This window comes from Paenibacillus sp. FW101-FHT12H11, assembly GCF_058790355.1.
On the sequence record NZ_JBYTCO010000002.1, the window covers coordinates 560,299 to 577,517 of the forward strand.

15 protein-coding genes are annotated in these 17,219 nt (G+C 45.8%); 5 read left to right on the top strand and 10 right to left on the bottom strand.

The window, feature by feature from the left end:
- From AC3WTJ_RS08175 to uidA, 3 genes are all read right to left on the bottom strand, one after another.
- Entirely contained in the window at window positions 1–483 is a 483-nt protein-coding gene (locus AC3WTJ_RS08175) for a DUF6530 family protein (protein WP_492521405.1), read from the bottom strand.
- A 481-nt stretch (window positions 484–964) separates the two neighbouring features.
- Window positions 965–2,377 carry an MFS transporter gene (locus AC3WTJ_RS08180; RefSeq protein WP_492521406.1) on the bottom strand — a complete coding sequence of 471 codons (1,413 nt, stop codon included), beginning with the start codon at window positions 2,375–2,377 and terminating at the stop codon, window positions 965–967.
- A 47-nt stretch (window positions 2,378–2,424) separates the two neighbouring features.
- Complete coding sequence (uidA, locus tag AC3WTJ_RS08185) at window positions 2,425–4,224, bottom strand: beta-glucuronidase (protein WP_492521407.1); 1,800 nt, start codon at window positions 4,222–4,224, stop codon at window positions 2,425–2,427.
- Between the two features lie 133 nt (window positions 4,225–4,357).
- Between uidA and AC3WTJ_RS08190 the strand changes: the two genes are divergently transcribed.
- On the top strand, window positions 4,358–5,578 hold the full coding sequence (locus AC3WTJ_RS08190; RefSeq protein ID WP_492521408.1) for a helix-turn-helix domain-containing protein: 1,221 nt from the start codon (window positions 4,358–4,360) through the stop codon (window positions 5,576–5,578).
- A gap of 99 nt (window positions 5,579–5,677) precedes the next feature.
- Window positions 5,678–6,106, top strand: a complete 429-nt coding sequence (locus AC3WTJ_RS08195) for a VOC family protein (RefSeq protein ID WP_157324590.1) — start codon at window positions 5,678–5,680, stop codon at window positions 6,104–6,106.
- Between the two features lie 58 nt (window positions 6,107–6,164).
- On the opposite strand, the gene cls is transcribed toward AC3WTJ_RS08195, so the two are convergent.
- The 6 genes from cls to glgB all read right to left on the bottom strand — a co-directional run bounded on the left by cls (window position 6,165) and on the right by glgB (window position 13,786).
- The gene (gene cls / locus AC3WTJ_RS08200) at window positions 6,165–7,619 is read right to left on the bottom strand and encodes a cardiolipin synthase (protein WP_492521409.1); all 1,455 of its coding nucleotides are present in this window, start codon (window positions 7,617–7,619) and stop codon (window positions 6,165–6,167) included.
- A gap of 111 nt (window positions 7,620–7,730) precedes the next feature.
- Window positions 7,731–7,925 carry a hypothetical protein gene (locus AC3WTJ_RS08205; RefSeq protein WP_127451541.1) on the bottom strand — a complete coding sequence of 65 codons (195 nt, stop codon included), beginning with the start codon at window positions 7,923–7,925 and terminating at the stop codon, window positions 7,731–7,733.
- Between the two features lie 127 nt (window positions 7,926–8,052).
- The gene (gene glgA / locus AC3WTJ_RS08210; RefSeq protein ID WP_492521410.1) at window positions 8,053–9,483 is read right to left on the bottom strand and encodes a glycogen synthase GlgA; all 1,431 of its coding nucleotides are present in this window, start codon (window positions 9,481–9,483) and stop codon (window positions 8,053–8,055) included.
- Window positions 9,484–9,573: 90 nt separating this feature from the next.
- The gene (gene glgD / locus AC3WTJ_RS08215; RefSeq protein ID WP_315949384.1) at window positions 9,574–10,683 is read right to left on the bottom strand and encodes a glucose-1-phosphate adenylyltransferase subunit GlgD; all 1,110 of its coding nucleotides are present in this window, start codon (window positions 10,681–10,683) and stop codon (window positions 9,574–9,576) included.
- 6 nt (window positions 10,684–10,689) lie between these two features.
- Window positions 10,690–11,838: a glucose-1-phosphate adenylyltransferase gene (locus AC3WTJ_RS08220; RefSeq protein WP_492521411.1), complete on the bottom strand. Its 1,149-nt coding sequence runs from the start codon at window positions 11,836–11,838 to the stop codon at window positions 10,690–10,692.
- A complete protein-coding gene (gene glgB / locus AC3WTJ_RS08225) occupies window positions 11,828–13,786 on the bottom strand; it encodes a 1,4-alpha-glucan branching protein GlgB (RefSeq protein WP_492521412.1) in 1,959 nt (652 codons plus the stop codon). Before glgB ends, AC3WTJ_RS08220 begins: the two co-directional genes overlap by 11 nt.
- 180 nt (window positions 13,787–13,966) lie before the next feature.
- On the opposite strand from glgB, the gene AC3WTJ_RS08230 reads away from it, so the two are divergent.
- From AC3WTJ_RS08230 to AC3WTJ_RS08240, 3 genes are read left to right on the top strand one after another with little or no spacing between them, the layout of a single operon-like run.
- A complete protein-coding gene (locus tag AC3WTJ_RS08230; protein ID WP_492521413.1) occupies window positions 13,967–15,088 on the top strand; it encodes a peptidylprolyl isomerase in 1,122 nt (373 codons plus the stop codon).
- A gap of 54 nt (window positions 15,089–15,142) precedes the next feature.
- Window positions 15,143–16,009 (top strand): class I SAM-dependent methyltransferase, encoded by an 867-nt coding sequence (locus tag AC3WTJ_RS08235; protein WP_127451529.1) that lies wholly within the window; start codon window positions 15,143–15,145, stop codon window positions 16,007–16,009.
- A gap of 1 nt (window position 16,010) precedes the next feature.
- A complete protein-coding gene (locus AC3WTJ_RS08240; protein WP_492521414.1) occupies window positions 16,011–16,724 on the top strand; it encodes an RluA family pseudouridine synthase in 714 nt (237 codons plus the stop codon).
- A 31-nt stretch (window positions 16,725–16,755) separates the two neighbouring features.
- Here the strand turns inward: AC3WTJ_RS08240 and AC3WTJ_RS08245 are convergent, their stop codons facing one another.
- Window positions 16,756–17,160: a MarR family winged helix-turn-helix transcriptional regulator gene (locus tag AC3WTJ_RS08245; RefSeq protein WP_127451825.1), complete on the bottom strand. Its 405-nt coding sequence runs from the start codon at window positions 17,158–17,160 to the stop codon at window positions 16,756–16,758.
- Window positions 17,161–17,219: the final 59 nt, after the last annotated feature.

Consider the following 17,219-nt stretch of genomic DNA (forward strand, 5'->3'; position numbering starts at 1 on the left):
TTAATACCCCATATCTTTTAAAATTCTAGACAGCATACGCAGACGTTCGCCATTGAGCTCATCATCTTCGCTAAGCGCTTGGCTGAATAGTTTAATGTCTTCGTTAATTCGATCGTTATCCGTACAGACGGCCACGGTCATGGCATCTCCTTGCAAGCCTAAACGGTCAATCACCGGATTCTCGGGATCGTATAGGTTCTTATTTCGGTACGCCTCTTCACGGAAATACAGCATGCTTCTTGTTACGAGAATGGCAAGATCAAGAACGCGGTGCAGCGGCAGCTCTTCTGATTGCCTCGACCACTTCTCCCCTGTGTATCTCCAGACTTTGGCCGAAATGTCGACCTTCCCTCTGTCGTTCCATTGAGCCAGTCCCAGCGAAAGTCCTTTCGCATCGGACGTTTCAGCGTATCTGCCGTCAACTTGCTCATAATTTTCGGAAACAATGACGGGCTTATGTTTTAAAGATGTTGGTATTTTCATTTGGTTAGCTCCTTTGATTTGGTTTCGCAATTTAGTAATTTAGTAAATTAGTAATTTAGTAATTCACTAACCCGATTCTATCTTGATGTTCTGCAAAAGTCAATATTATTCATGCTTAGCCATCTTCCATGTCGGTAGCACCTAGCAGATGTGCCACTGCGAGCAGGCTCGCAAGTCAGCGACAAGGCTAAGCCGAGTCTTTGACTCGGCTTAGGGAAACTACAGGGCGCTATTTCTGCGAAATAGGCCCATCTATATGCCGAAGGGGAACTGGGGTCACTTATTTCTAAATATTTCCTGGTTATCCGCCAAATATTTAGAAATAAAGCCCTGTAGTTCCCCCGAAAGCTCTAGACCAGCCCTGAGGGCATAAATAACACCCTCAGGGTCCTCTGTCCGCGGCTTCATGCAGCCCGGCAAACCAAAAAACCTGATCACCAAGCAGATCAGGTTCATCGGTTCCTATACAGTTATCCTACCCTCAGGCGTCCCCTAGTCTCTTTTCGTTCAAATGACTCGCCAACTGACTCGTCCGCCGTTTATTCAGCGGGTATAAAAATACAATGATCAGAAAAATGACCAGATAGACGATGCCTGGCACTAAAGTGGCTAACGTGTATATGCCATCTAACGCTTCTTTGGTCTGAACGGATCGAGCCGCATCATAGCCAACTGAGCCGATAGCCACGCCGCCGATCCCGCCTGCAAGCGCTTGCCCGACCTTGCGGGCAAAGGAATAAACGGAATACACCGTACCGTCTTCCCTCACGCCAGTCACATACTCTTGATAGTCAATTACATCGGTGACAAATGCCCATACAACTAAGTTGAAAAATGCAAAGCCAAACATACCAACAGCGGAAATAAGGACGAATTGCCAAGCTGTCAAATGCGGCAGGAAATAGAGGGTAAGGTAGACTACGGAGGAAAGCAGCATACCTGCTGCGGCTATTTCCTTTTTGCCAAATTTGTGTACCAACGATTTAACGAAAGGAATCGCGATAAATACCGCAGCTGTCTGAATTAATCCAGCCATACTCAACATCGAAGCGCTTCCAAAATAATTTTTAAACAAATACACATTCACTGCGCCTACCAGCATCGAAAGCATCATAAACGTGAGCGATGCAATCAAAATAGAGATCAGCGGTCTATTTTTTAACATGCCTTTTAAAGTTGTAGCTAGCTGGATCTTATTCTTCTGCGTTTCCGGTATTGTAATGCGTTCCGTTGATAGTTTATAACAAGCCATGTAGCAGGCAATCGACAATATGCCAAAAATAATAGCGGCCAGCATGAACCTGTTGGAATCTGCTTTATTGTTCACAAACAGAATCAACGGCCCGATCACATTGATAATTAGGCTCGCGAGCATAGCCCCCATCGTTCTGAACGTCGATAATGTCGTGCGCTCCACCGAATCGCTTGTAATCACAGACGCCATGGACCCGTATGGAATATTAACCGTGCTGTACAACGTTCCCCAAATCAGATAAGTGACAAAGGCATAAGCCATGTAGAACCCGTCGGACATCCCCGGGATTTTCACAAACATCAGAATACCGGATATGACGAGCGGAAAAGACATTCGGAAGATCCAAGGCCGAAATTTGCCTTGAATCCCCGCTTTTCTAGTGTCGATGAAACGCCCCCACACGATATCTGCAACTGCATCCCAAAGTCTTGCAATGATAAATACAAGCCCAATCGTCGCCGCATGAATGTTGAAAATATCCGTATAGTAGACCATCAGGAACGAGCTCACGAGGATAAAAAAGAAATCATTCCCAAAGTCGCCGAACAAATACCCCAGCTTATCCCGCATCCCAAAAGGACGGCTTGCCTTGATGTTACCCGTTGTTTCAGACACATTGTGAATAACCAAATTACTCATCGTATCCCCCCGCTACATGTGCAACTCAGATTGCTCAGATCCTATTTCTAAGGTTTCTTATATCCGAAATCTGGAATAGCCAGCCATCTTTTACGCAGCTCATGTGCCGCATATTTCGGCTTCCGATCCCGTGTGAAGATGCCCTTTTTGTTTCCTTGAACCCGTATAACGCCTTGGGATGTATTAAAATCCGCAAAATTCCAAACCTGTTCGCCAACAAAGGTGCTGAATTCATCAAACACTTCGTGATTCGCCCGCAGGTACTCGACCTGGAACTCTTCGGTAAACATCACAGGGTCTACATCATGCAAGCCGGCAATCGTGTCCGCCCCATACTCGGTCATGATGATTGGTTTGCCCGGACAGCGTTTGCCCCAGCCATCCAGTTCCTCGCGCAGCTTGATTTTGGCTGCTTCCATATCGCCGCTTTGCACATACCAGCCGTAATACCTATTCAGTGCAAGCACATCAACAAGCTCCGCCACTTTGCACGTTTCAGGCGTTGACATCAGGTGTGTGACAATGGTCACAGGCCTTTTTTGCGGATCAAGTTCCTTGGCAAGCTCGACAAGCGGCTTGAAGTAAGCATCCGCTCCTTCTTCTTCTGAAGCCGGCTCGTTAGCAATAGACCACATCACGACACAAGCGTGATTTTTGTCACGCGCAATGAGTTCCCGAATGACATCCTGATGATGCTCTTGCGTTCGAAGCTCCTCCCAAGTTTTCCGCTTCGCCCCGCCTCCGAACATCGCCATGAAATTCAAGTGCAGCCCGACGGCAGGCGTCTCGTCAATGACAACAAGACCTTCAAGATCGGCCAGCCTCATTAACTCCTCCGAATAAGGATAGTGAGCTGTGCGGAACGAATTGGCACCGATCCATTTCATCAAGCGGAAATCGAGAACATTCGCCGCTTCATTAAACCCTCTTCCATGAATTGCCGAATCCTCATGTTTGCCGAACCCTTTAAAATAAAAAGGTTTATCATTAATCAGGAATTTCCCGTCTTTGACTTCAACGGTTCGTACACCAAATGGCTGTTCGTAAACGTCTACAAGCTGTCCATTATCGCTAATCTCAACTTTAAGCGTATACAAATAAGCTTTCAAAGGTTCCCACAGCTTCACCCCTTCGATCTCGATCAACCCCTGAAGTCCGCTGCTTTCCCCCACGACAAGGCCCGACTGATCAACAACCGTTGCCTTGACTTGTCCTTTTCCCGCTATCTCGACCTCATACTGAACAAGCCCTTTTTGCTGGTTCAAATTGGTTAAAATAGTCACATCTTTCACATACACGTGTGGTGTCGTATAAATTTTCACCGGACGATGGATGCCGGCATAATTGAAAAAATCAAAATTCGGGCTGTTTTTTGCAACAAGGCCACGCCCCGGAACTTCCTGTTCACTGTAGATTCCTACAGGCAGCGTCGTTTCATCCACGATATTGTTCACGGCAACTGTCAATCGATTATGGCCTGTAGTTAAAAAGGAATTGATTTCCGCTTCAAACGGTGTAAATCCCCCCTTATGCTCCATAACCGCTTGCCCATTCACATAAACGACAGCTCGATGAGTAGCCGAACCAAATCGCAAGACAATACGCTCCGACATTAGCAAATTTAATACCGTGAAATCTCGCTCATACCAGACCCAACCAACGTGGTTTCGAATATCCGCCGTAACGCCTACATCGTTGAAGGAGGACGGCACTGACATCGGGATGGTCTCAGTAAGCGCTGAAGCGAACCATTTCTCTTGAAAGCCCTTTCCAAAATCCAATTTAAAATTCCAAATCCCGCTAAGATCTATGATTCCCCGTGACTCTGATACGATTGGATATAACATAATAGCCGCTCCTTTTATTCTCATTTGCAAACTCAACAATTAAGATTATACTAAGTTAACCAACTACTAAGTAGGACGTGAAATGCATTTAAGGGATTATTTTAACATTCTGATTTATAAAAAGGAGTTTCTTATGAGCGAGCTGCAGCTTCATCTATCCGCAATTAGCACAACATTGTTTCACTTAACGGACATCAACACCGTCGTTCTGACGAGCAGCGGAACTGTTTTGTTGAATCATGAACATGATAATATCCCTGAATTTCTAAACAGCTGGCAGAAGGAAGATATCGCGTTCCTTGCCGCGGAAGCTCAACTCTCTCCTGACCAATGCTGCAAATACACGAATATATGGGGATTTACCTACTTAGCCAAAGCTTTTCGATTACAAGAGCAACGTACTAAAATCATAGTCACAGGGCCTTTCTTACTGCAGGTTCCAGACGTCAATAAACTGTACACGAAGTTTAAACTGGATCAAGGAAAGCGAATCGAATTAGAAGGGTTTTACCGAGGAATGAAATTAATCGGCGCCGCGAGGGTCCAAAGCATGGCCAATGTATTCGAGCAAATCGAAGGCATTTCGCAAACGGATATTCGGGAATTGGAACTCCAAACGCAGCCTGCCCGGTCCCCCCGTCAGAGCAAAATCGAGCTTATGCTGCAGCAGCCCGATGAGGCCTTTATCGACCTGATTGAATTGCGTTATCAAATTGAGCAGGAAATGATGCAAGCCGTCCAGCATGGGGATCATGAAACTTTGCAGAAAGTGCGCTCCAAAATGAAGAATCTGTATGACTTCTCCGAAAGATTTCCGAACCAACCGGTAAGAGCCTTAAGAAATGCGCTTATTATTTTAAATACTTTGCTGCGTATCGCTGCCAAAAATGCCAATGTTCAGCCCTTTTTCTTGCATCAAATTTCTGAGAAATTCGCAAAGCAAATCGAAAGGACCGAAACGATCGATTTTCTTAATAAATTAATGACGCTCATGTTCGACGAATATTGCCGGCTCGTGCGCGAACATGCTGTAAAGGGCTATTCCCCGCTCGTTCAAAAGGTCGTTCAATTTATTTCCCTGCATTATAATAAACCATTAAGCTTAGAGGAGCTTTCACAGGAGTGCCACGCACATCCAGCCCATATTTCAAGGCAATTCAAAAAAGAGACAGGGATGACCTTGACCGACTACCAGCAGAAACAGCGGATTGAGGAAGCAAAACCGTTGCTGCGCAATGGCGATTTAGCCATCAAATGGATTGCCGAATCCATCGGTTTCGATGATGCCGGCTACTTCACACGTATTTTCAAGAAACTCGAGGGCATGACGCCAACGCAATTTCAAAAGAGCTAGATGCAGTCCCCTTAGCCTTCTTCATATTGGAATATGGACAAGTTAAATGATACAATATGGGAATAATATGAAAAAAAACAAATCTGAGGAGTGACACAAATGGCATTAGATTTTTACTTGAATTTTAATGGAAATTGTCGTGAAGCGGTGGAGTATTATGCAGAAGTATTCGGCGCTGAACAACCGAAAATCATGACCTTTGGCGATACGCCGTCAGACCCGGCTTACCCGCTCCCAGAAGAAGCAAAATCCATGGTTATGCACGCCAGACTGACAATAAGCGGCAGCACGGTGATGTTCTCTGATGTCTTTCCAGGTATGCCTTTTGTAGCCGGAAATAATATTTCCTTATCCATGGTCAGCAAGGATATCGAAGAAATCAAATCCGCTTTCCATAAACTGAAAGAAGGCGGCAAAGTAGGCATGGAATTACAGGAAACTTTCTGGAGCAAATGCTACGGCAGCTTGGAAGACAAGTTCGGCATCCAATGGCAGTTTAACTACGATAACGGCGAAGTCGTCTATTAATTCCACGGGTGAAACAAAAAACACGTCTTCTCTTTCAGAGAGTTGACGTGTTTTTTGTTTACAAAATAGGAGAGATCAGCTTCGAGATGGACTCCAGGAATCGTATGCGAAGAGAGCGCTTCTCATATTCCTCCAATGTTAGTTCCATACAACCTTCCATGTCCTTCCAAAATGTAGCTTCCAGCTTTTTCGCAGTTTCCTCATGATACATAAGCGCATTCGTCTCAAAATTAAGCCGCAGGCTTCGAATATCGAAGTTAGCCGTCCCTACCGATGCCATTTTCCCATCGATAACGATCGTCTTCGCGTGCAAGAACCCATAATCGTAGAGATAACATTTCACGCCCGCCCGAAGCAATTCCCCCACATAATAAAGGGAAGCCCAATGCACAAACAAGTGATCCGCTTTTTCCGGAATCATGATACGAACGTCAATGCCGGACAAGGCTGCTATGCGCAGAGCATTGAGCATACTCTCTTCTGGAATAAAATACGGCGTCTGCAGCAGGATCCGTTTTTTGGCCATATGAATCATTTTGAGAAATGTGTATACGAAATGCGGCCATTCTTCGTTGGGCCCACTCGCCACGATCTGCATCGGTACCTGCTGTGAAGTCCCTCCTTCTTCACGTTCTGGAAAATAACACGAATCCACTTCGACTGGTGTCGAAGAAGCTAAATTCCAGTCCAAGATGAAACGGGACTGAAGCGCACGAACCACACTTCCCGTTAAACGAAGGTGCGTATCCCGCCAAAATCCGAAACGAGGATCCATGCCGAGATATTCATTCCCCACATTGAAACCGCCCATATAGCCGATTTTGCCATCAACAATGACTAACTTCCGGTGATTCCGATAGTTAACCCGATAGTTCAAATAAGGGATTCGCGAAGGGAAAAAAGCTGCTTTCTGCCCGCCTGCTTTCAGAAAATCACGGAAGAAAGAATCCTTTAACGAACGTGAACCAATGTCATCATACAAAAATCGAACGATGACCCCTTGCTCCGCTTTTTTCGTTAAGGCCTGCATAATCCGCTTCCCCAATGCGTCATTCTTGACGATGTAATACTGCATATGAATATGCGTTTTCGCGGCTTCGATTTTCAGCATCAAATCACTGAATTTGCTTATCCCATCCGTAAAAATATCGACGCTGTTATCCTGGGTTAGAAATGCGTCATTCGAGGACACGTTCAAATAAATCAAATCACGGTATTCGCTGACCATCGGATTCAGATAGGTCATCGTCCCGTTCATCAGCTGTTCCCGCTGTTCCGAGATGACCGTCTGCATTCTTTCCTGCATGCGCTGATTCCATTTGTACAGCTTTCTGCGGCTTAAATTTTGCCCTAACATCACATAGAGCAGAAAACCGAGAATTGGAATAAATAGAAGCACCATCAACCATGACCAGGTAGCCGCCACGTTCCGGCGTTCCAAGAATACGACCGTAAGAGCAAGTAAAATATTAACAATAAAAAGTACAGTAAGTGCGTGCGATATCCAATCCATGTTGCCACTCCTAACCGTTGTTGTCAGTGGATCAGGAATATTATACCTTATTTTCGGCAATTTCGAAAAAAACCTCGTATTCTGGCTTAAGAACACGAGGCTGATCTTGTATTAGGCTATTTTTTTAATTAGGCATAACTTCCGTAAATAGTAAACGCCGCCTACTTTAATGACATCATCCGAATACGCTTCTATGAGTGTTCCTGAGTCTTCTAATTCGCCGTCAAACCACACCTCTACAGGTGTTTGAAATAGCATGCAAAGATACATATCCGCATCGGTTAAACAATCTGTCGTCCTGCTCATCTGAACAACTGCCTCCCTCACCATTTTTCACGTGACAACATACTTATCGTCATTTGTAAATGATAAATGAAGAGGAAGTAGGTAAAAAAGACTGGAAGCTATGAGCCTCCAGTCCTGATTTTTCCCGTTATTTGACCATTTCCTTATAAAGTCCGATATACTGCTGCGCGGACTTCTTCCAGCTAAAGTCGCCTTTTTTCATGTTCATCTGAATTTTCAACCAGGCGTCACGGTCATTTTTGTAGAAAAAGACCGCACGGCGGATCGTATGCAGCATATCATGCGCATTGTAATCTCTAAAGGAGAAGCCTGTCCCCTCGCCTGTAAACTCATTATATGGCAGAACCGTATCCTTCAGTCCACCGGTTTCTCGGACGATCGGCACAGAGCGATACCGAAGTGCAATCAACTGACCAATACCGCATGGTTCGAATTGTGAGGGCATTAGGAACAAGTCTGAAGACGCATAGATTTGATGTGCCAATGCCTCGTCAAAGCAGATCTGAGCGGATACTTTGCCAGGATGCTTCAATGCCGCTTGCTTGAACATCTCCTCATAGTCGTATTCGCCTGTCCCGAGCACAACGAGCTGGATGTCTAGCGACAAAATTTCTGGCAGGACATGCTGGATGAGATCTAGCCCTTTTTGCTGCACCAAACGCGTTACAAGGGCAATCATCGGGACATCTTCTCTCACTTCCAATCCTAGCCGCTCCTGAAGTGCTGTCTTGTTCAACTGCTTTTTAGGCAGCGAATCCCGGTATGTAGAAACCAGATGCGGATCATTCATCGGATCAAACACTTCATAATCAATCCCGTTCACGATCCCCGTCAGCTGGTCTCTGCGGTGGCGCAGCAGGCTATCCAAATGTTCGCCAAAGTACGGAGTTTGAATCTCTTCGGCATAGGTCTGGCTCACCGTTGTAATACGGTCCGCGTACAGAAGCCCTCCTTTTAGGAAGCTCGCACCACCATGCAGTTCAAGCGCTGTTCCGGTAAAATGATCGTCGGATAAGCCAAACAGCTCCTTAAACAACGATTGGCTAAACACACCTTGATATTTCAAGTTATGAACGGTCGTTAACGTTTTGATCTCACTATAGAATGGCAGATGTTGATAATGAGCCTTCAACAGCACGGGAATCATGCTGGCTTGCCAATCGTGACAGTGAATAACATCCGGCTGGAAGTTCAGCAGCGGCAGCGTTTCGATAACGCCTTTGCAGAAGAAAGCAAAACGTTCTGCCTCATCGCCATACCCATAAACGCCGGAACGATTGAAATAAAATTCATTGTCCACAAAGTAAAAAGTAACCCCATCCTGCTGCAGAACTTGAATGCCGATATATTGCTTTCTCCAACCGACATAGATATCATGTGTCACAGCCGTAGTCATCGCATCGCGGTACTTGGCAGGAATCCCGCCATACTTAGGCAAGATAACCCGTACATCCAGCCCTTGCTGGATAAGTTCTTTCGGCAATGAACCGATCACATCGGCAAGACCTCCCGTTTTAATAAAAGGAACTGCCTCTGAAGCTGCAAAGAGTACTTTCATCTTTCCACTCCTCCTGATAGTCGAAAAGCCGCCTATGAGAAGGCAGGCTTTTCGGATTATATCTAGTTATGCGCTTAAGAACGATACCGATTAGATCACTTTCGTTTTTGCCGCGATGAACGGCGCTTTGTTATCACCTGTCAGGACGCGGCCGCGGGAGATGAAGACATCCTTATCGAGAATCGCATTCTCAATAATGACATTTTCCTCGATTTCGCAGTTTTGGAGGATAATACTGTTTTTCACGTAAGCTCCCTTACGGATTTTCACTCCGCGGAACAAAATGCTGTTCTCTACCTTACCCTCGATGGTGCAGCCATTTGCGATCAACGCGTTTTTGGCTGCGGCGGATTCCAGGTATTTCGCAGGCGGTTCATCCTTGACCTTTGTATAGATCAGGTTCTTCTGGAAGAACAATTCTCTCCAGATCACTGGATTCAACAGTTGCATGCTGTGCTTGTAGTAACCTTGAATCGAATTCACGATGCCTACATGCCCCTCAAATTTATAGCCATACACACTAAGCTTATCAATATTTTTCATGATACCGTCGCGAACCAGGTGATCATACCCTTGAGCCAGGCAAGATTCTACCATGTCCAGCAACAGCGCTTTGCTCATAATATACATTTCCATGGAAATGTTATTCGTCCGCAGTCTACCCGTGTGATCCTCCATAAGCGTTACTTGTCCGTTATCTTTGACGGCCAAGCGGCGGAATTTCCCTTGAATATCCTCATCCGTTTGTTTATAGATAACGGTAATGTCCGCTTGCGTATCCTCATGATGACGGATGACATCGCGTAAATCAAGATTACACACCATATGGCTGCGAGAAATAATAACCAGCTCTTCTTTACCACGATAGAAATAATCCCGATGGCTGTAGAATTGGTACAAATCCCCACGTGAAATGCCCGTCGGTTCATCCATGACGGATGGAAGGACGAACAAACCGCCGCGCTTTCTGTCCAAATCCCACTCTTTCCCAGACCCCAGGTGATCCATCAAGGAACGGTACTTGTGCTGCGTAAATACAGCCACATTATCAATCCCAGAATTCACCATGTTCGACAATGTAAAATCAATTAACCGATAGCGTCCGCCGAATGGTACCGATGCAGGGCAGCGGAAATAAGTCAGTTCTTCCAAATCGTCCGGTTCATTCACTAAATTAATGACACCCATTACATGTTTCATCTGAGATCATCCCTTCTGTTTGGCAGTCGCTAATACTCGTTCATTGCCGCCTATGAGTGTAATTTCACCGTGACCGTCTACAACAGCGCCATCTTCCACGATCGTGTTTTCACCAATAATCGCTTTGTTAATCGTTACATTATTACCGATTTTTGCATTCGGCATAATAACGGAGTCTTTAATTTGGCTGCCTTCCCCCACTTGTACACCATAGAACAAGACAGAATGATCGACATCTCCGAAAACCGCACAACCCTCATTCACGAGTGAACGCTTAATGTTCGCAGTAGGCGCCACATATTGAGCTGGTTGGTATGGATTTTGGGAGTATACACGCCAATCTTTATCATTCAGATTCAACTCGTTATGATCATCGAGCAAATCCATATTTGCTTCCCATAAGCTATCAATGGTACCAACGTCTTTCCAGTACCCCTCGAACGGATAAGCGTACATCCTTGCTTCATTTCGGAGCATCATCGGAATAATATCTTTCCCAAAGTCCTTACTGGAATCCGGATTCTCTTCATCCGCAATCAAATACGATTTCAGAACACTCCAGTTAAAAATATAAATACCCATGGAAGCCAAGTTGCTGTTCGCTTCTTTTGGTTTTTCGGCAAATTCAGTTATTTCCTGATTCTCATTTACGCTCATAATTCCGAAACGGCTGGTTTCTTCCCATTTCACTTCGATAACGGCGATACTTGCATCAGCTTTCTTCTCTTTGTGGTAGGAAAGCATCTTATCGTAATCCATTTTGTAAATGTGATCACCCGAGATGATCAAGACATACTCCGGATCATACTGTTCAATAAATCCAATGTTGCGGTAGATGGCATTGGCTGTACCTTTATACCAGTCTCCACCTTTTTGTTCCATGAACGGAGGCAATACAGTAACACCGCCATTTTTGCGGTCCAAATCCCACGAACTGCCGATTCCAATATACGTGTTGAGCACGAGTGGCTGATATTGCGTCAAGACACCAACCGTGTCGATGCCTGAATTCGTGCAATTGCTAAGGGTGAAATCAATGATACGGTACTTCCCGCCAAAATGAACAGCAGGTTTGGCCAAATTATTCGTTAGTACGCCTAGTCTTCGTCCTTCTCCACCAGCGAGGAGCATGGCAACACATTCTTTACTGCGCATCTCTGATTTCCCCCTTCGACTTCGTTTTCTCTAGTTGGAATTCTTTTACACATTTTATATAAACAGCCGCAAGCGGCGGAATACACAGAGACAAGCTATAAGGCAGTTCGTGATATTTTCTTTTTTCACTTGTGATCGGCAGCTTGTTCCCTTGGCCGGAACCTCCGAACTCAGGAGCATCGCTGTTGAAAACAACCTCGTACACGCCATTGCGCGGAACACCGATTCGATAATCGGGATGCACCACCGGTGTGAAATTACAGATGAGAATCAGATCATCCTCAGCCTTGTTTCCTTTGCGCATGAAAGTGACGACACTTTGGCTTTCATCATGCGGATTAATCCATTTAAAGCCGTCCGGACTATGATCCTTTTGCCACAAAGCCGGCTGGTCCAAATAAAATTGATTGAGCGCCTTCACGTAAACGTGCATTTGCTCGTGCTTCTCATAACCGTCCAGCAGGAACCAATCCACTTCCTCCTGGTCCTTCCATTCGTCGAATTGACCGAATTCGCTGCCCATGAACAGCAGCTTTTTGCCAGGATGACCTGACATATATCCGTATAAAACGCGCAGATTGGCGAATTTCTGCCAATAATCGCCTGGCATTTTATGCAGGAGTGAACGTTTCCCATGGACAACCTCATCGTGAGAAAAAGGTAAAACATAATTTTCACTAAAGGCGTACATAAAGGAGAACGTGATCAATTTATGGTGATATTTGCGATGAACGGGATCCAGCTTCATATAACGCAGCATATCGTTCATCCAGCCCATGTTCCATTTATAGTTAAATCCAAGCCCTCCATCATGCACGGGTGCTGTCACCAGTGGCCAATCCGTGGAATCCTCTGCCATCATAAGCGCATCCGGATAATATGAGAACACAACTTGATTCAATTTTCGCAAGAAAGCGACAGCTTCGGGATTGTCATCCCCGCCCCATTGATTCTTAAGGGGCTTCTCATTCCATCTGCCGAAATTCAAGTGCAGCATGGAAGCTACAGCATCAACCCGGATACCATCGATATGGTACATATCCATCCAGAAAATTGCGTTTGAAATGAGAAAGCTTTGCACTTCCGGCCTGCCAAAATCAAATGTAAGTGTCCCCCATTCCAACTTTTCGGCTTTGCGAGGGTCTTGGTATTCATACAGCGGCTTTCCGTCAAACTGCCTTAAGCCATGAGCATCCTTGCAGAAATGCCCAGGGACCCAGTCCATAATGACGCCAATCCCTTTTTGATGACAACGATCGACGAAATGCATGAACGCTTTCGGCGAACCATGCCTGCTTGTCACAGAGAAATAACCTGTCGCCTGATAACCCCATGAACGGTCAAACGGATGCTCGGCAAGCGGCATAACTTCAATATGTGTATAACCCATCTCCACGGCATAATCGACTAACTCGTCCGCAAGCTGGTCATAGGTATATAATTCTTCACTATGTCTGTCTTTTTTGCGCCACGTCCCTAGGTGCACTTCATAAATCGACAAAGGCTTGTTATAGGCGGGAGCCAACTTCTTCTGCTCTAACCAAGCCTCATCCTGCCATTCGTAGCCTTCCAAGTCGACAACACGAGAGGCTGTGCCTGGACGCACTTCCGAATAAAAGGCGTATGGGTCAGCTTTCAACAATATTTGACCTGTCTCGCTAAGGATTTCGTACTTGTAATGATCACCTTCACTGGCCTCAGGAACAAAAAGCATCCATACGCCCAGTGAACTGAACTTCTCCATACGGTGTTTACCGGATTGCCATTGGTTGAAATCGCCGAGCACGGCTACTTGTTTGGCATTAGGCGCCCATACAGCGAAACGAACTCCCTCATAACCCTTCCTTTTGCTAACATGCGCCCCTAGGATGCGATAGCTGTGATACAGGGATCCTTCATGAAGTAGAAACAAATCTTCTGAGCTGGGTGTACCAACATTTGCCCCCATGTTATCCCTCCCATAATCGACCTTTTTCTTCAAAATATGGATGTAATAATTAATCACATACAGTACAAATACAACAAGCAGGTGGAGAATTCCTTCAAACCCTCATATTAAAAAAAGGAAAATCCTTAATCCTGGGTGAATTACTAAAGTGACAGTCATTTGAAAGGTGGAAAACAGATTATGAAAGACAAGGTGAAAGGACTTATTGTAGGTTTAACGATCGGTTCGTTAATTAGCGGTACAGCTGCTTTTGCGGCTAGCAGTCAAATTGAAGTGGCATTCCGCAGCATCAAATATATGTTTGATGGTGTCGAAAAAGTGCCTGCAGATGGAAAAGGTTTTGTTTACGAAGGTTCTACTTACGTCCCTCTTCGCTTCGTGAGTGAAGCTCTGGGAAAAAAAGTCGAATGGGATGAAGCCAATGAAACCATTTGGATCGGAATCAACCCGAATAAAATCGTTGCTACCTATCAAGGCGGTACGGTGACAAGAGGCGAGTTCGATACTTTCTTTGCGATGCAGGGCATTTTCAATAACGGCCATGCAGCTTCAAAAGATAACCCTGAGTATCAAAAAAGCGTTTTGAACCAATTAATTCAATATAGAATTCTGTACGGTAAATCTTCTGAGGCTGATCAAAAAGCGGCGAAAGATACAGCGTCTGCACAAATGGCAACTTGGAAATCCCAAAATGGCGAAGCCAAGTTTCTGGAAGAATTGAAGAACTTCAAAGTAACTGAAACGGAGCTTCAATACTACCTCGTCGGACGATTAACAGCAGAAAACTATATCAAATCCAGCGTTACTGATGCACAAGTTAAAGCCAAATATGACGACAACCTCAAACTAGATAAAGATTTTTATACGATTGCTTCCGTCCGCCATATTTTGATTGGTTTAACAAACGAGGACAAGAGTGTGACGCGCACGAAAGAAGAAGCGCTTAAACTTGCTAAAGATGTCGAGCAAAAACTTAAGAATGGTGAAGACTTCGCGAAGCTGGCTAAAGAACTCACAGACGATCCTGGCTCCAAAGAAACCGGCGGTCTTTATGCAGATGCAGAAGTTAGCGGATGGGTACCTGAATTCAAGAAAGCAGCGATTGAGCAACCTGTCGGCGCTGTAGGCGACCCCGTTGAAACACAATTTGGTTACCATGTAATCAAAGTCGAGTCCAGATCTGTGAAATCTTTCGATTCCGTCAAGGATTCATTAAGACAATCACTGGAGCAAGCGCACTACCAACAATTTGTAGAAAAAGAATTACCCGGTTTGATTGAAAAGATCGATTTAAGTGAATAAATGGTGTACAATGAATGTTTGTTAAAGTATACAAGTTGAAGGATGGAATGCAACATGTTTTATGCAAAAGACTGGGTAGATTATGAACTTCTCGACACCGGCGGCGGCGAAAAGCTGGAACGCTGGGGCACGATCGTATTGAGAAGACCTGACCCGCAAATCATTTGGCCTTTGGAAAAAGAAACACCCGCATGGCGTCAAGCCGATGCACATTATCACCGCAGCTCCAGCGGCGGCGGACAATGGCAGCAGCATGCTGAACTGCCTGAACGCTGGACCATCACCTACGACCAGAAGCTGAGCTTTTATATTAAACCAACCAGCTTCAAGCATACGGGCCTCTTCCCTGAGCAAGCCGTCAACTGGAAATGGATGATTGATAAAATCCAAAACGCCGGAAGACCGATCAAGGTATTGAACCTATTCGCTTATACAGGTGGAGCTTCTCTGGCCTGCGCTTATGCAGGAGCAGAAGTTTGCCACGTTGATGCCTCCAAAGGTGTTGTACAATGGGCGAAGGAGAATCTGCATCTCAGCGGCATGGGCAGCCGTCCTGTACGTTTCATTACGGATGACGTATTCAAATTCGTGCAAAGAGAACAGCGCCGCGGCAGCAAATATGATGCGATCATCATGGATCCTCCCTCTTACGGGCGCGGACCTAATGGCGAGACTTGGAAGTTGGAAGATGATCTCTTCCCTTTCATTCAAACTTGCCAGACGATCTTGACCGATAATCCGTTGTTCCTGTTAATTAACTCTTATACAACAGGCATTTCGGCTACGGTCCTGCAAAACATCTTAACGATGGCGATGAAAAGCAAGCATGGAGGTACGATCTCAAGTGGAGAAATCGGCCTGCCGATCACGCACTCCGGCTTAATGCTCCCTTGCGGTATTCTGGGACGCTGGGAGTCCTAATATGACTGGAACTAAAGATGTTTCGGGAGCATCGCAAATTCCGATCCTTTTCGAAGACAACCACATTCTCGTGGTAGAGAAGCCCGTGAACATGCCAACACAAGAGGACGACTCGCGTGATCCTGATCTGCTGAACGTCCTGAAGGCGGATATCAAGCATCGGCACAACAAGCCCGGCAATGTCTACCTCGGGCTTGTCCACCGGCTTGACAGGCCTGTAGGCGGCGTGATGGTCTTCGCCAAAACGTCAAAAGCCGCATCACGGCTGTCGGACGCGGTAAGAACTAGGCATCTCGACAAAACGTATGTCGCTATTGTGCATGGCAAACCGTCACAGCCGACGGCAACGCTGCGTCACTGGCTCTGGAAGGACACGCGGACGAATACCGTCAGCGTTGTCAAACCAGGCCAGCACGAAGCCAAGGAGGCTGTGCTGGATTATAAACTGCTCGGCAGCCAAGATGGTCTCAGCTTGATCCAAATCAAGCTGCATACCGGGCGGCCGCATCAAATCCGCGTGCAGATGGCCGCCATCGGCTGCACCCTGTACGGCGACCAGCGCTACGGCAGCGCGGTCAACAAACCCGGCCAGCAGCTAGCGCTCTGGGCGACGGCTCTGTCCTTTGAGCATCCAACACTCAAAGAGACGATGCGCTTTCGGTCGCTGCCGCCTGTGCAGCGGCCATGGAGTGAATTTACAATCCCAGAATTGTAAATTCAACCCCAAACGGGAGTCGTTACTGCAATTAGTTAGCGACTTTCCCCAACAAATAAATAAGCAGTTTCTGATTATGGGCGGAAACGCGGCTCAGGTAAGTGTCCAGCAGTTGTTCACGGACTAACGTACCTCGCTCGCATTCCGCTTTTCCTTTGTCTGTTACGTGCACCCACACGATACGGCGATCTTTCTCATCCCGCACCCGTACGATTAATTCACTTTTCTCCATACGATCTAATAGCGTTGTAACCGCTGCAGGTGTTGTAGATAGATATTCGATTAGATCTGAAGGCTTCATACGCTCGTTCGTCATAAGCAATTCTAATACGTTAAGTTGCCCTTCTGTAATCGTAGGTGCTAATCCTACTTCCATCTGGCTCTTCAATTCCTTAGACAATTTCAGCCACAGCTTTCCAAACTCATCGGAATACAACCTCACATCAACTCGCTTCCAACATCTACTATAACGCAAGTATAGCACGCATTTTCACT